14 protein-coding genes and 1 tRNA gene are annotated in these 15241 nt (G+C 64.8%); 7 read left to right on the top strand and 8 right to left on the bottom strand.

Annotated elements, in window-relative coordinates:
• Positions 1–27 precede the first annotated feature (27 nt).
• Positions 28–1239 (top strand): NO-inducible flavohemoprotein, encoded by a 1212-nt coding sequence (gene hmpA / locus V6M48_RS09505; protein WP_332812298.1) that lies wholly within the window; start codon positions 28–30, stop codon positions 1237–1239.
• 959 nt (positions 1240–2198) lie between these two features.
• Here hmpA and rsgA read toward each other — a convergent pair.
• Positions 2199–3233: a ribosome small subunit-dependent GTPase A gene (gene rsgA / locus V6M48_RS09510; protein WP_443019075.1), complete on the bottom strand. Its 1035-nt coding sequence runs from the start codon at positions 3231–3233 to the stop codon at positions 2199–2201.
• Between the two features lie 138 nt (positions 3234–3371).
• Between rsgA and V6M48_RS09515 the strand changes: the two genes are divergently transcribed.
• On the top strand, positions 3372–3710 hold the full coding sequence (locus V6M48_RS09515) for a hypothetical protein (RefSeq protein WP_332812395.1): 339 nt from the start codon (positions 3372–3374) through the stop codon (positions 3708–3710).
• Positions 3711–3960: 250 nt separating this feature from the next.
• Here V6M48_RS09515 and V6M48_RS09520 read toward each other — a convergent pair.
• Positions 3961–4035, bottom strand: a tRNA-Val gene (locus V6M48_RS09520).
• Positions 4036–4102: 67 nt separating this feature from the next.
• Positions 4103–4480, bottom strand: coding sequence for a cell cycle two-component system response regulator CpdR (gene cpdR / locus V6M48_RS09525; protein ID WP_332812300.1), 378 nt, complete (start codon positions 4478–4480; stop codon positions 4103–4105).
• A gap of 248 nt (positions 4481–4728) precedes the next feature.
• Here cpdR and V6M48_RS09530 point away from each other — a divergent pair, with 248 nt between their 5' ends.
• The gene (locus V6M48_RS09530; RefSeq protein WP_332812301.1) at positions 4729–5619 is read left to right on the top strand and encodes an N-formylglutamate amidohydrolase; all 891 of its coding nucleotides are present in this window, start codon (positions 4729–4731) and stop codon (positions 5617–5619) included.
• 276 nt (positions 5620–5895) lie between these two features.
• Here the strand turns inward: V6M48_RS09530 and V6M48_RS09535 are convergent, their stop codons facing one another.
• Both V6M48_RS09535 and V6M48_RS09540 read right to left on the bottom strand, forming a co-directional pair.
• On the bottom strand, positions 5896–6678 hold the full coding sequence (locus tag V6M48_RS09535; RefSeq protein ID WP_332812302.1) for a SapC family protein: 783 nt from the start codon (positions 6676–6678) through the stop codon (positions 5896–5898).
• Between the two features lie 58 nt (positions 6679–6736).
• Positions 6737–8185 (bottom strand): FAD-binding oxidoreductase, encoded by a 1449-nt coding sequence (locus tag V6M48_RS09540; protein ID WP_332812303.1) that lies wholly within the window; start codon positions 8183–8185, stop codon positions 6737–6739.
• A gap of 100 nt (positions 8186–8285) precedes the next feature.
• On the opposite strand from V6M48_RS09540, the gene V6M48_RS09545 reads away from it, so the two are divergent.
• Both V6M48_RS09545 and V6M48_RS09550 read left to right on the top strand, forming a co-directional pair.
• Complete coding sequence (locus tag V6M48_RS09545) at positions 8286–8801, top strand: hypothetical protein (protein WP_332812304.1); 516 nt, start codon at positions 8286–8288, stop codon at positions 8799–8801.
• Positions 8802–8816: 15 nt separating this feature from the next.
• Positions 8817–10412: a DEAD/DEAH box helicase gene (locus tag V6M48_RS09550; RefSeq protein ID WP_332812305.1), complete on the top strand. Its 1596-nt coding sequence runs from the start codon at positions 8817–8819 to the stop codon at positions 10410–10412.
• Positions 10413–10729: 317 nt separating this feature from the next.
• On the opposite strand, the gene tgt is transcribed toward V6M48_RS09550, so the two are convergent.
• Positions 10730–11860 (bottom strand): tRNA guanosine(34) transglycosylase Tgt, encoded by a 1131-nt coding sequence (gene tgt / locus V6M48_RS09555; protein ID WP_332812306.1) that lies wholly within the window; start codon positions 11858–11860, stop codon positions 10730–10732.
• Positions 11861–12050: 190 nt separating this feature from the next.
• Complete coding sequence (locus V6M48_RS09560) at positions 12051–12557, bottom strand: EF-hand domain-containing protein (protein WP_332812307.1); 507 nt, start codon at positions 12555–12557, stop codon at positions 12051–12053.
• A 4-nt stretch (positions 12558–12561) separates the two neighbouring features.
• Here V6M48_RS09560 and V6M48_RS09565 point away from each other — a divergent pair, with 4 nt between their 5' ends.
• Positions 12562–13074, top strand: coding sequence for a hypothetical protein (locus V6M48_RS09565; protein ID WP_332812308.1), 513 nt, complete (start codon positions 12562–12564; stop codon positions 13072–13074).
• Between the two features lie 98 nt (positions 13075–13172).
• Here V6M48_RS09565 and V6M48_RS09570 read toward each other — a convergent pair whose 3' ends face one another.
• A complete protein-coding gene (locus V6M48_RS09570) occupies positions 13173–14240 on the bottom strand; it encodes a sensor histidine kinase (RefSeq protein WP_332812309.1) in 1068 nt (355 codons plus the stop codon).
• A gap of 568 nt (positions 14241–14808) precedes the next feature.
• Here V6M48_RS09570 and V6M48_RS09575 point away from each other — a divergent pair.
• A complete protein-coding gene (locus V6M48_RS09575; protein ID WP_332812310.1) occupies positions 14809–15204 on the top strand; it encodes a hypothetical protein in 396 nt (131 codons plus the stop codon).
• Positions 15205–15241: the final 37 nt, after the last annotated feature.

A 15241-nucleotide genomic window follows, 5' to 3' on the forward strand; every position in this document is an offset into this window, starting at 1 on the left:
TAATCCCTGACCCCGGAAGGAGAAATTATGTCGCAGCCTCTCAGCGACCGCACGGTCGCGCTCGTAAAAGCCACGGTGCCTGCGCTCGAAGCGCATGGGCTGGAGATCGTGCGCGTTATGTATGACCACATGTTCCAGAACCCGATGATCCGCGACCTGTTCAATCAGTCGCATCATGGCGATGCCGGCTCGCAGCCGCGCGCACTCACCGCCGCAATCCTCGCCTATGCCAGCAACATCGACAATCTGGGCGCGCTCGCTCCTGCGGTCGAGCGCATCGCGCAGAAACATGTCGGCCTCCAGATCTTGCCCGAACATTATCCTTACGTGGCAGAAGCGCTGCTCGGCGCGATCAAGCAGGTGCTCGGCGACGCTGCAACCGACGAAATTCTCGCCGCGTGGGGCGAAGCCTATTGGTTCCTGGCCAACATCCTGATCGCGCGCGAGGATCACATCTATCGCGATCTGGCGGCCGCAGAGGGCGGCTGGAACGGCTGGCGCAGCTTTGCGATCGAGGACGTCAGGCCCGAGAGCGCAACCATCACCTCGTTCTTGCTGCGACCGACCGACGGGCGCCCAGTGGTCCGCCACAAGCCGGGCCAGTATCTCACCTTCTGGCTGGAGATACCCGGCCATGCCCCTCTCAAGCGCAACTACAGCATCTCGAATGCGCCGAACGGCGAGAACTACCGCATCTCGGTCAAACGCGAGCCGCACGGCCTGGCCTCGAATTGGCTGCACGACCATGGAGCTGCCGGCACACTGCTCAAGGTCGCGCCGCCGGCGGGCGAATTCTTCCTCGCCGACCACCCTGAGCGCCCGGTGGTGCTCCTTTCCGGAGGTGTCGGCCTGACGCCGATGCTGGCGATGCTGGAGACGATCGTCGCGAAGCACCCAGGCGTTCCGGTGCACTATGCGCATGGCACGCTCGACGGCTCGACCCATGCCATGGGCCATCATGTCCGCGCGCTGGCAGAGGGGCGATCGAATGTCCGGGTCACCACTTTCTACCAGCAACCGCGCAGTGACGATGTTCCCGGCCGCGACTTCGATCGCGCCGGACTGATCGACGAGGCCTGGATACGTGGAGAGACGCCGATCGACGATGCGGATTACTTTGTCTGCGGGCCGCGCCCGATGCTGCGCAATCTCATCACAGCCCTGTCGATGTCCGGGCTACCGGCCGATCGCATCCATTATGAATTCTTCGGCCCGGCAGACGAGCTGCTTGCGGCTTAAGCAAAGGCTGGCGGGAGCAAGGAGAGTGGATACGCCTCCGTTCGGAGGCCGTGCCTCGCACTTCCTCAGCATGCTGCCGTGAGTCGGCGGGGCGCCTTAATGACAGCTTAGTGCTGCAGGCGCTCCGTCGCTCGAACGCACCCGCGAAGATCGCGCGGAATTCCGCCCTTGCTGCCAAGGTGCCAATCCGCACGACCAACTGCACCAACAGAACGATGCATCACAGCGCCACGGCGCAGCGAATGTTCTCATTTTTAGGGAAAAAATGGTGGGCGTGGCAAGGATTGAACTTGCGACCCCTGCGATGTGAACACGAGCCTTACCGGATCGCGCGTTAGCTGATCGGACGGCTGCAGAGGGCTCAAAGCGCCCGCTCCCTAGTCTTCGTCCGCATATGGCCGTTCGTGAGCGGGGCCGCTTTGGCCCACGCCATTAAGAGTCAGATTCAGCGCCGGGCTCTCCTTGCCCGGAAGCCTTTTTATCTGCCTTTGCTTGAGCCTTCTTGGCAGAATCGGCTGCCTTGCTTCTTTCGCGCTCGCGGCGCTCGAAGTCGTAATTTGGTTTGCGTGCCGTGACGGGTACTCCAAATTTTGGTTAGAACCAGGTGGACCGGCCCATATTTATGCCTCGATGGCTCACCTAAACCGATTGCTCACCTGCCGCTAGACCTTGATCGCTTCAGGCTGAATCAGCCTGAAGCGTGAATCAAGGTCGCAACCATTTGAATAGAGCCTGATTCACGCTCTCGGCGGAAGCGCGGAGCGCTTCCACCTCAAACGATCAGGCTCTAGACCAATCCCGGTTTGATTGAACCGGAATTGAGCCTTATTCTCTTTGTTTTCCGTGATTTTCGAGCCGTCAGGTGATTCCACCTGACTTGAAATCACTATAGGCTTCTGCGTCGAATGCACGGCAACCGAAGGGTTCGTGTTCCAGGGGGCGTCCAGATCAGCCGCCGATTATTGCCTTTTGCGGGCCTTTCTCGGCCGGGCGCGGCGGGTCGCCGCAATGCCCGTGTTCAGCACATCCTCAGTCGCCAGCTTGCGCCACCGATCGAGACGTTGAGGCTCCAGCGCCCCGCGCCCAAGAGCGTCTCGGATCGCACATCCGGGCTCCTCGGCATGGGTGCAGTTGGTGAAGCGGCACTCGAGCGTGATCGCTACGATGTCGTCGAACACCTCAGCAACGCCGGCGGTAACTTCCGACATCTGGAGTTCCCGCATGCCTGGAGTATCCACGAGCCAGCCGCCTCCTGCCGGGCCGAAGCCAAGGCGGTGCATCTCTCGAACGGTGGTCGTGTGAAGGCCCTTGCCATCATCCTCGCGCACAGCCTGCGTCACAATGCTGTCGGACCCCCTCATTGTATTGACGAGAGTGGACTTGCCGACACCCGATGATCCAACCAGCGCAACGGTCTCGCCGACGTTGCAGTGAACAGCCAGGCGGGCCACGCTCTCCGGGTCGCGACCGTTGACCAGCTCAACCTGCAGCCCCGGCTGGAGCGCGCTAGCCGTTTCGAGGAAACCAGCGGGGTCGGTCGAAAGATCGGCCTTCGTCAGCACGATGACGGGGCGCACGCCCACCTCACGTGCAACGACCAGATAGCGTTCGATGCGGGCGACGTTGAAATCCTGATTGCACGATGTGACGACGAATAGGGTATCGACGTTGGCAGCGATGAGCTGGAGCCTCCGGTCGTCGCCGGGGGCCGGCCGCTTGAAGAGGCTCGTCCGGTCCAGAATGCGCACGAGTTTCCAGCTGTCCCGGTCGATCAGCAGCCAGTCGCCCACGGTGGGTCGATCTTCCGGGCCCCCGGGCACGGGAAGGCTGGACGAGATCGAGTCCTCGATTCCGTCGCCCAGGACCGTCACCATTCCCCGATGAACGGACATCACGCGGACAGGTTGGCACCTGCCATCCTCCTCCGCAGAGACTTGCTTGCTGAAAAAGGGTTTCCAGCCGAGTTGGACAAGGTTTGAATTCGGTGTTTCCATGAGCTTCCAATGGAGCTTCCGACGAGAGCCGTACGCCTGCGCCTGCAGTGCTCCTGCGCGGCACTCTTGATCAAGCTTTTGGTGCTGTTGCCCCATCAATCGGTTGCGCTCACCAGCGCCCGCGTGCTCAGATCAACCATGGCCCGCAAGCATTCCAAACATGGTCCCTACGAAGATCTGCAACCGAAGGACGAGGCACCGGCGACGGTGGTCCTCTGCTGGCTCTGCGGCCGGTCCACCGGCAAGACCATCATATGGCATCATCCCGTGCCCAAAAGCCGGGGCGGGACTGATGTCGTGCCCATGCACCCCATTTGCCAGCAGACGCTGATCGCCAACTTCAGCAATTCCGAGCTGCAACGCCATGGAATGGATGTGAATGCCTTGCTGGCCAACCCGAACGTGCGCAAATTTGTCGATTGGGTAGCGAAAAAGGACCCCGATTTCACCGCCACCACGGCCAAGAAGCAGCGCTGATGAGGCTGCGCCCTTCGCTTGCTGATCTCTGAAAAGTCCGTTCACAAGGCTGCCTGAACGTGTCTGCTTTTCGACGACGGCACCAAGACTGTGAATGGCTACTTGTGGCGCAGAGCCGCCTTCGAGCAGCCATCGCACTTTGGTTCGATTGACCCGTCCGCCCGCTGTGTAGCAGCCCGCTTTTTCGGCAGACACCAATCCAGTGGGCAAAAAAAACCCCGCTGAGGCAATGCCTTAGCGGGGCTTTGAATGGTGGGCGTGGCAAGGATTGAACTTGCGACCCCTGCGATGTCAACACAGTGCTCTACCACTGAGCTACACGCCCACGGGCGGGTCCTTAACCGCGCCTCGCGCGGTGCGCAAGCCGCGTGAAGCGGTGATCACGGCTGCGGTCAGAGCCGGCCGTGCTGGTCCTCGCTCTGGAACATGCGGTCGACCTCGGCGACGAGATCGCGCAGGTGAAACGGCTTGGAGAGCACCTTGGCGTCCGGCGCGGTCTTGCCGGCGCGCAGCGCGACCGCCGCGAAGCCGGTGATGAACATCACCCGCATCGCCGGCGCCAGCGCTGCGGCCTTCTGCGCGAGCTCGATCCCGTCCATCTCGGGCATGACGATGTCGGTGAGCAGCAGATCGAAGCGCTCCGCCTCGATCAACGGCAGCGCCGCGGTGCCGCGATCGACAGCCGAGACCTGGTAGCCGACGCGCTCGAGCGCGCGCGTCAGATAGACGCGCATCGAATCGTCGTCTTCAGCCAGAAGAATCTTGATCATCACGCCTCGAAAGCTGGTCCGTCGGCGGCTGGGCCCGCGTGCCGCCGCGCCGTCCCCTTATGCCGCAAGCGCTTAACATTTTCCAGTCGCGCGATGCGGCCTTTGCCGTTGTCGATGGTTATGCGCTGTCATACAGCAGGAATCACAGAGGTCGGTACTCGTGTCGCGCCACTGTGCCATAGGGTCCGAACCGTTTCCGAGCCGCTGCGTTCCCCGCAGATCACCGACTTACCGAGCAGGAGCAAAGGATGGCAGCAGGAGTTGAGGACATCGAAACTCCCTCGGGGCCAAGCGAGCCCGGCTTCGCGCGCATCGGCCCTGACACGCCTGCCTCGCCCGTCGTCCTCTCGGTCCCCCACGCCGGCCGCGATTATGCGCCCGAGCTGCTGCGCGCCTCGCGGCTGAGCCAACGCCAGCTCGAAGCGCTCGAGGACCGCTATGTCGACCGCCTGATCTGGCGCGCGCTCGGCACTGGCGCGGTCGCCATCGTCGCGCGCCGCCCCCGCGCGGAAATCGATCTCAACCGCGACGAGCGCGAGATCGATACCGCGATCGTCGCGCCGCCGCTGCCGGCCGGGGCGCTGGTCCAGTCGGCGCGCACGCGCGGCGGGCTGGGGCTGATCCCGGCGCGGATCACCGGCGCCGGCGGCATCTGGCGGCACCGTATCGACGGCAACGAGGTCACCCGCCGCATCGCCGAGGTCCACCAGCCCTATCATGCGGCGCTGGCCGACGCGCTCGAGCAGGCGCGCCGCCGGTTCGGAGTCGCGATCCTGCTCGATTGTCATTCGATGCCGCCACGCAAGGACGCACCCGGCCAGGCCGAGGTCGTGTTCGGCGATCTGCACGGCACCGCGATCGCGCCCGAGCTGCTCCACGCCGCCGTGGCCGCAGCGGAACGCGCCGGATTCAAGACCGCGAGCAACATTCCCTATGCCGGCGGCTACATCACGTCGCGCCACGGCCGCCCCTCGGCCGGCGTGCACGCGCTGCAGATCGAGATCGACCGTTCGCTGTACCTGGGCGAGGACATGCGCGAGCCCGGCGACGGGTTCGAGCGTACGGCGCATCTGCTCGAGGAAGTGGCGGCCGCCCTCGCCGCCCGCGCGGTCGAGCCGCAGGCGATCGCGGCCGAATGATTCGGCGCTGAAGACCCCCTGACAAGAAAAGGACCACCTCGCACGTGGGCGAGGTGGCCTAGGTTCAGGGAGGAACGCCCAGAAGGGCGTTACGCCAACCGCGAGGGGAAGTGCGGCGACGCATTCTCAATCTAAGTGACTCGTTAACGGGTTTCAAGGTGCTACCGAAGTTACGGTAGTTTCCCGCTGGATCAACAACTTAGGCGCTGGCCGCTAAAACCCCTCTCCTGCGCTCCCCGCTGCTGCCCTCTAGAAAGTGCCGTGAAATGCGGCAGGTCAGGCGTCGGCCATCGCCGGGCCCTGCTGCGGGATCTTGCCCTGCTGCGCCTGCTTGCCGAAGATCTCTCGGATCAGCGGCAGCGAGAAGAGATGGGCGATGATCAGCGGCAGCATGCCGTTCTGGTTCATCTTGCGCAGCTCGTCGCCGCGCAGCTCGCGGATTTTCTCCTCGGCGATGATGCGGAAGCCGCGGTAGACGAACGGCGCCTGCTCATCCGCCGGCTGGATCGAGACCTCGCCGTCGATCAGCAGGTCCATGTCGAGCAGCTCCTTCATGAACGCATTGGTGCGCTGCGCCGAAAGCTCGAACTCCTCGCAGAATTTGAGGATCGCGTTGGTCGTCTCGCTCGCCTTCTCGCCGTCGAACAACGGTTCGCCCTCGTCATAGGCGCCGACCACGTCGCTGGTCGGATCGAAGCAGAGCGAAAGCTCCTCGGCGTCGGGGCGGAGCCGCGCGAGCAGGAACGGATAGCGGCGGACATAGGCGGGAATGTAAAGCTCGCCGCGCGGCTTGCCTTCCTCGTCGATGAAGACGTTGACGCCTTCGTTGAGGCCCATCAGCGCCAGCGGCACCGGATTGTCGCCCGCCGAAAAGACGATCGGATAGAAGCGCTGGCAGGTGATGAACTCGTCGATCGTCAGTGGGATCGCATGATGCTGGGAGAGGAACGGCGCGGCCTGCGCGGGGCGCAGCCTGAAGGCGCCATGAGTGCCGCTCGAAAGCGGTTCGAGCTGCGTGTACAAGAGCGGCAATTGTGCGGCCGGCGCTGAGGTCGCCATGGTCATTCTCCGAATAAGCGGGGAACAGCGCCCGGCTGCCCCTGATCAGCGCAACCGTCTATGGCCCACCCTCGCCTTCTGCAAGCGGTACGAGCTTGCCGGGGTTCATAATCCCGTGGGGATCGAGCGCGCGCTTGATCGCCGCCATCGCGCGCAGCCGGGTGGGATCGCCGATCCGTTCCAGCTCGGCGAGCCGCGCCTGGCCGATGCCATGCTCGGCCGACAGCGAACCGCCGGCGGCAGTCACCAGATCGTGCACATAGGCGCTGGTCGCCGGCCCCTCGCTCAGCAGCCAGTCCGGCGCCGCGCCGTCGGGCGCGCGGACGTTGAAATGGACGTTGCCGTCGCCGAGATGGCCGAACGCCATCACGCTGGTGCCCGGGAAACGCCGCTCGACCGCGGCCGCCGCCTCGACCATGAAGCCAGGCATCGAATCGACCGCGACCGAGATATCGTGCTTGGTCGATTGCCGGTCCTTGCTCTCGGCCTCCGCCATGCTGTCGCGGATTCGCCACAGGGCCTCCGCCTGGGCCTCGCTCGCCGCGATCATCGCATCCTCGATCAGCCCGGTCTCGAGCGCATCGCCAAGCGCCTGCTCGAGCGCGGGCTGGGGATCGGGCGCGCCCACCGGTGCGGTCGCCTCGATCAGCACGTTCCACGCGCAGCGCCGATCGAGCGGCGCGCGCGTGCCCGGAATGTAGCGCAGCACGATCTCGAGCGCGGCGCTGGGCAGCAGCTCGAAGCCTTCGACCGCCTCCCCCATCTTGTCCTCGAACGCGCGCAGCAGGCGCAGCGCCGCCTCGGGCGAGCCGAGCCCGACCCAGGCGACCCGGCGCACGCCCACCGCCGGCACGAGCTTGAGCGCCGCGGCGGTGACGATGCCGAGCGTGCCTTCGGCGCCGATCAGCAATTGGCGAAGATCGTAGCCGCGATTGTCCTTCTTGAGCACGGTCAGGCCGTTGAAGATCGATCCGTCCGGCAGCACCGCCTCGATGCCGGCGACGAGGCCGCGCATCGTTCCGAAGCGAAGCACCTGGGTGCCGCCGGCATTGGTCGAGATCAGCCCGCCGACGGTCGCGCTGCCCTTTGCACCCAGGGTCAGCGGAAAGCGGCGGCCGACGGCGGCAGCGGCGTCGTGGAGGTTGGCGAGGATCACGCCGGCCTCGCAGACCGCGCTGCTGCTCTCGGCGGAGATCGTGCGGATCGCGTTCATCCGCCGCAGCGACAGCAATATCTGATTGCTGGCGGCGGTCGGAGTCGCGCCGCCGACCATGCCGCTGTTGCCCCCCTGCGGCACGATCGCGACTCGCGCGGCGCTGCACAGGCGGACGATGTCGGCGACCTCCTCGGTGCTCGCCGGCGACAGCATCGCGGCGGCGGCGCCATGATAGCGCTTGCGCCAGTCCTCCAGCCACGGCGCCATCGAGTCCGGCTCGCGCGTGAAGCCTTTCGGGCCCAGCCTGTCGCTGAGCTTTTGGAGCAGGGGTGAGAGCGAAGCGTTGGTCATTGCGGCGAGGCGGCGATAATAGCAGGCTGGCTGGGTTGGGCAAATTAATCGCCCGTTCAAGGATTGCGGTGGATGGCGCGGCGATGAGGCTCGGCTTTTGATGATAGCAGGCGTGTTGGCGTTGCTGCTGGTGGGGATGATCGCGCCGGCCCCCGAAGCTGCGCCAGAGGGCCACCCCAAGGAATATGCGCAATTGATCGTGCGCAAGCAGATCGTGATCCGCTCGATCCGGCTGCGGCCGGTCTCGCCGGGGCCGGAAGCCTCCGAGTGGAAAGAAGGCAAGGGCCCGAAATGCGTGCCGGCGGGCGCGATCGCGGGCGCCTCCCTGCTCGGCCAAAGCAGCGTCGATCTGATCCTGCGCGACCGCAGCCGCATTCGCGCGGAGCTCGAATCCGCCTGCCCCGCGCTCGATTATTATTACGGCTTCTATCTCACGCCGGGACCGGACGGGCTGGTCTGCGCCGATCGCGACGCGATCCGCTCGCGGATGGGCGGCGAATGCGCGATCGATCGCTTCAGGAGCCTGCGGCCGAGCGCAAGGCGGCGCGCTCCGCTTGACAAAGACGAGCTGCAAGGGCCAAGCCGCGCGGACAAAGCGACTGTCGACAAGCGCTAATTTCCGGAAATAGTCATGACTTTTGCCGATCTCGGCCTTTCAGACGAATTGCTTCGGGCCGTCCTCGAGTCCGGCTACGACGAACCGACACCGATCCAGCGCCAGGCGATTCCCTCGGTGCTGATGGGACGCGACCTGATCGGCATCGCCCAGACCGGCACCGGCAAGACCGCCGGATTCGTGCTGCCGATGATCGACATATTGGCGCAGGGCCGCAGCCGCGCGCGCATGCCGCGCTCGCTGATCCTCGAGCCGACCCGCGAGCTCGCCGCGCAGGTTGCGGAGAATTTCGAGAAATACGGCAAATATCATAAGCTCAGCATGGCGTTGCTGATCGGCGGCGTGAGCATGGGCGACCAGGTCAAGGCGCTCGAAAAGGGCGTCGACGTGCTGATCGCCACCCCGGGTCGGCTGATGGACCTGTTCGGGCGCGGCAACATCCTGCTCACCGGCTGCGGAATGCTCGTGATCGACGAGGCGGACCGCATGCTCGACATGGGCTTCATCCCCGACATCGAGGAAATCGCCACCAAGCTGCCCTCGACCCGCCAGACCTTGCTGTTCTCGGCGACGATGCCGGCGCCGATCAAGAAGCTCGCGGACAAGTTCCTGACCAATCCCAAGACGGTTGAGGCGAGCCGTCCGGCGACCGCCAACACCTCGATCGACCAGCGCATCGTGCGGGTCGATTCGCGCAAGAAGAAGGACGCCTTGGTCAAGCTGCTGCGCACCGAGGCCGTGAAGACGGCGATCGTCTTTTCGAACCGCAAGACGATGGTGCGCGAGCTTGCCACCAGCCTGAAGCGCAGCGGGTTCGCGGCCGGCCAGATCCACGGTGACATGGAGCAGGCCGAGCGGATCGCCGAGCTCGACCGCTTCAAGACCGAAGAGATCAACATCCTGGTCGCCTCCGACGTCGCCGCACGCGGGCTCGACGTCAAAGGCGTCAGCCACGTGTTCAACTTCGACGTGCCGTGGCAGCCCGACGATTATATCCACCGCATCGGCCGCACCGGCCGCGCCGGCAAGACCGGCACCGCGATCACGCTCGCGACCCGCGAAGATGCCGAGGCGATCGCCTCGATCGAGAAATTAATGGGCTTCAAGATCCCGTCGATGGACGATGCGCCGGGCGGGGGCCCGGCCGCGGGCGCAGTCGAGGCCCCTGCCCCTGCTTCGGAGGCCGAAGCCGCGGGCGAGCCGGATCGCGCGCCGCGGCGCGAACGGAGCGGAAGGCGCGAACGAAGGCCGCGGGGCGACGCTGCCCCCGAGCGGCAGGTTGCTCCGGTAGCCGAGCCTGTCGAAGCCGAGCCCGTCGAAGCCCAATTGATCGAGTCTGGGCCGGTGGAAACCGCCCTGCCCGACGAGGCGGCCGCACCCGCGCGCCCCTCGAGAAGGCGCGGCAAACCGGCCGAGCGGCGCCAGGACGAGCCGCATCAGGACGGGCCGCGGGGCCGGCCGGAACGCAGCGAGCGCGACGAGCAGCACAGGCCGTCCGAGCAGCGCCAGGCGCCCCGGCAGGAGCCGCGGCGCAACGACACGCTCGAGCAGGTCGACGAGGATTGGAACGGCCCGGTGCCGAGCTTCCTCGGCCAAGGCTTCGGCAGCTAAATCGCTTTTTAATTCCTCCCCACGATTCGTGGGGAGGGGGACCGTCCGAAGGACGGTGGAGGGTTCCTCGCGTCAACCGCCCCTCCACCACCCTGCGGGTGGTCCCCCTCCCCTGCAAAAGCAGGGGAGGAATGATAAGGCGGCCTCACCGACCTCCCGAATATGAGCTCCAGAACCCGACGCTTCCCTTCATTCCTCCCCCAGTTTGCTGGGGGAGGGGGACCGCGCAGCGGTGGAGGGGCTTCTTGCCGGAAGGCGCCCCTCCACCACCCTGCGGGTGGTCCCCCTCCCCTGCAAAGGCAGGGGAGGAATGAGCATCACCGACCGCCCGAGTATCGGCTCCGGAAGGCTTGGGCGAACGCCGTGAGCCGCCCGTGTGCGATCGCGTCGCGGAGGCCGGCCATCAATATCTGGTAGAAAGCGAGGTTGTGCTCGGTCATCAGCATCGCCCCCAATATCTCGCCGGATTTGACGAGATGGTGGATATAGGCGCGGCTCCAACCGGAGCAGACCGGGCAGCCGCAGGCGGAATCGAGCGGGCCCTTGTCCTCGGCAAAACGGGCGTTCTTGATGTTGATCGGGCCGTCGCTGGTGAAGGCCTGGCCGGTCCGCCCGGAGCGGGTCGGCAGCACGCAATCGAACATGTCGATGCCGCGCTCGACCGCGCCGACTATGTCATCGGGCTTGCCGACCCCCATCAGATAGCGCGGCCGGTTCGCCGGGAGCATCGCGACCGCGAAATCGAGCACGCGGAACATCTCGGCCTGGCCTTCGCCGACCGCGAGCCCGCCGACCGCATAGCCATCGAAGCCGATGCTCGTCAGCGCCTCGGCCGAAGCCCGGCGCAGATCCTCGTCCATCGCGCCCTGCTGGATGCCGAATAATGCGGCGGCCACGGCATGATCCCCGCCCGCATCGAAGCCGTCGCGGGAGCGCTGCGCCCAGCGCATCGACCGCTCCATCGACCGCGCCGCCTCGTCGCGGCTGGCCGGGAACGGCGTGCATTCGTCGAACGCCATGACGATGTCGGCGCCGAGCAGCCGCTGCACCTCCATCGAGAGCTCGGGCGTCAGCAAATGGCTCGAGCCGTCGAGATGGCTCTTAAAGCGCACCCCCTGCTCGTCGAGCTTGCGCAGCTCCGAAAGGCTCATCACCTGATAGCCGCCGCTGTCGGTCAGGATCGGCCGCTCCCAGCCCATGAACTGGTGGAGGCCGCCAAGTCGCGCGACCCGCTCGGCGCCGGGGCGGAGCATCAGATGGTAGGTGTTGCCGAGGATGATGTCGGCGCCGCTCGCGCGCACGTCCTGCGGCTTCATCGCCTTGACCGTCGCGGCGGTGCCGACCGGCATGAAGGCGGGGGTGCGGATCTCGCCGCGCAGCATCGCGATCGTGCCGCGACGGGCAGCGCCATCGGTTTCCGTGATGGAGAAGTCGAAGCGGGGCGGCATCGGGCCCCCTTGCCGCCGCACCCACGCGGAGTCGAGGCCCTGCCCTTCGCGCTCAGCTGGACTGCTGCAAAACGTGCCGAGTCATTCACAAACCGTTCGGCCTGAGCTCGTCGAAGGCTTTTTCTTCTCTGGGCAAGAAGGAAAGCGGTTCGACAAGCTCACCGCGAACGGAGTTTTGCAACCGTCCCGCTCAGCGCGGTGCGGGTTCGACACGCTGCTTGGCGCGCTCGTTGCGGCGGCCGCGCGGCAAGGGGGTGTCGACGAAGCTGACCAGCTCGGAGCGGACCAGCGTTGCATCCTTGTTGCTGTCGAGCGTCGCGAAACGCGCGGCGAACAGGCTCCTGAACTCCGCCCGCGAGATCCGGTCGTCGCCGTCGCTGTCGAAGTCGAACCGCCCGGGAAGCGCACCGGCATTGCCGAGCGTCGCTTCCGCCCATGTTCCGATCTCGATCAGCGACAGAGTTTCGTCGCCGTTGCGATCAGCGCCGGCAAAGGATTTGGCCACCCCCCATTCGAATTCGTTGCGGCTCACCTTGAGATCGCCGTCGCGGTCGAAGGTTGCGATCGCCAGGGTGAGCGGCGTCGCAACGATCGTCGGCGGGCTCGGCCGATAGCTCAGCGCCTGCTTGGGCGCGGCAGCGGCGGCGCCGCTCATCAGCAGCAGCAACGGCAGGTGAAACATTGGTGTCGGGCGCAATCGAATGTCCTTTCGCGGCAGCAGCGAGTGCACAGCCATAGCGCAAGAAGCGGTCTCCAGGGTGAACGGCGCGCGCTGGCTCGCCTGCGGCATCGCTCGGCCCTCCGCTGTGCCGACCAACGAAAGCGCAACCGCCCTTCACTCTCCCGCTGCAGAGTTGCTCCTCGGCCGCACCCATGCAATGGGTCGCTCAGCCTCGCCGCACGGCGATTACCTCCATCGAGAGAAAAAAATGAAGCAGCACAATTCTTCCGCGACTCCAACGTCCACGACCGAGCAACAACACCTCGCCCGCATCGATTTGCGGATGGGGGGCCTGCGCGTGAACAGTCCGCAGTCGCCGGAACTGGCGCGCATGCAGGCTGCGCGCGACGACGTGCTGAGCCGCATGTCGGCCGAAGAGATCGCCGCCTACGAACGCGCCAGGACGATGGCGAAGTCCAAGGAGCAATTGGCGGCGGAGGCTGAAGCCGAGCGGATCGCGATGGATGCCAATAAGGACAAGCCGGCGATTTAGAGCGTGATGCGAAAAAGTGGGCACCGGTTTTTCGCAAAGATCACGCGGCGATTTAGAGGGCGATGCGAAAAGTGGGTGTGATGCTCCGAGTCCACCGCCTAGCTTAGAAGCTCCTGGGTCGGCACAATGATCTCCATCTCGAAACCGGAACTGCCGAAGCGCCTGCTCACCTGGCTGCTCGGCCCAAAGCCACGCTCGATCAGGCGTGAACCGAAGCCGCTGTGCGTCGGCGCCTGCACGTGCGGCCCATCGCGTTCGCGCCAGCGCAGTTGCAGAACTTTGTCCTCCACGGTCCAGTGCAAATCGACGCACCCGTCGGGCACGGACAATGCGCCATATTTGGCGGCGTTGGTCGCAAGCTCGTGCAGGACCAGCGAAAGGGTCAAGGTCGCGCGGGAGCCGATGCTGATCGGCGGGCCCTCGATCGAGATCTGGAACAAGCCATCGAGCGGCTCGAGCGTCTGACGCGCGACTTCCCCGAGCGGCACCGACGACCATCCTTCGGCCAGGAGGACGTCATGCGCCTTTCCCAGCGCGACGATCCGCTCGCGGAAGGCGCCGACCGCCTCCTTCGGTTCCACACCCTTCAACGTTTGCGCGGCGATCGACTGAACCAGCGCAAGCGTGTTCTTGAGCCGATGGCTCAACTCCTGGTTGACCACCGAGAGATCGGCACGCGCGCGCACCGTTGAGGTGGTCTCGACCACCGTGTCGATAAAGCCAGCGACCGACCCGTCCCCGAGCCGAAGCGGGCTGTAGCAAAAGGTGAACCAGGCCTGCTCCGGCTCTCCCATTCGATTGATGACCAGCGGGAAGTCCTCGATGTAGGTCGCGTCGCCGGCGAACGCGCGGTCGGCGATCGGGCCGATATCGCCCCACGCTTCGGCCCAGATATCGGCGAAGGAGCGTCCCAGCGCTTCGGGTTTCTTGCCAAGGATCGGCTTGAAGCCATCGTTGTAGATCGTGACGAGCCCCTTTCCCCAGACGATTGCGGCGGGAAAGCTCGACTCGAGGATGTGGCGCACGAAGGTCTGCAGCTCGGCGGGCCAATCGCTACGAGGGCCCAGCGGCGTCGAGCTCCAGTCGAAGTCGTCGACCAGCTGCGCCATCCTGGGGGACGCGGGCGCATGAAGCCCGGTCGGCTCGCTCAGATCGCCCATCGCCATTGCCCCATCCCCGCCGTCGAAGCGCCAGCCTTGGCATAAGGGCAAGCTGCGGAGAATAAACTAGATTTCTTCGATCGGGATACTCTTGGTCCCGCCGGGCAACGGGGAGGAGGATCTCATCCTGGGTCGCTTCAGGGTTCCGAGTGGGCGGTTCCCCAGATTGGCTGGCGCTTCAATGGGCTGAGCATGTCGCCGATTTGATGTCCCTAATCGCGGAAGGCGGCAGCAGCAGGCTCGCATCGCCGAGGCGGAAGCCGAACGGATAGCAATGGATGCCAACAAGGAGAAGCCGGCGATCTAGTCAGAGAGAGATAAGTCGGCCCGCCCAGAGTTTATCGAGCGCTTCGCAGCTCTGACAGCCCCTCGAATGCGCAGGAATTTGTCAGCATCTTCGAGACGGTGGGAGTAACATTTAATTGAGGTGGTGTTCACATTTCTCTGACCTCCCGAATGCAGGATCGACCGACAATGCGTACGTATGTCCACTACTTTCAAGTACATGGTCCAATGGTATTGCAGGGATAGGCGGCCCATGCGAAATTGGGGTGATTTTTTGGGGGGAAAAGGCATGAACACAACACAACAGCCGATATTTTCCAATGAGTTTGGAAGCGTTTATCAGGACCGCATAGCCTTCAATGTCAAGAAAGGCTGGTTCTCGGGCGGGATCTTGGAAGAATTCCCAGTTCGACATGTGACTTCGATTCGCTCTGAGGTCACACGCAAGGCTGTGCTTGGCATTATTCTGATCATCGTTGGTCTGGTCGCATTCCAGAGCGGTGGCGGTGGTGTGATGCTCGGGGTGCTTCTGGTGGCTCTAGGAGCGTTCTTCTTGATGGGATCTCCAAGTGTGACGATCAACACAGCCGGCGGGGAAAGGCGAACATCCGCTGGGACTCCCTTTCAAAGGGCTGCCGGTGAGGATTATGCTGCGGCAGTGCGGCAGGTCTTGTTTTCGACTTGACCACGATTTCTGTGGCAATCCGATAGTGATCCGGCAG

The sequence above is a fragment of the Sphingomonas sp. genome (genome assembly GCF_036677245.1).
GTDB lineage: Bacteria > Pseudomonadota > Alphaproteobacteria > Sphingomonadales > Sphingomonadaceae > Allosphingosinicella.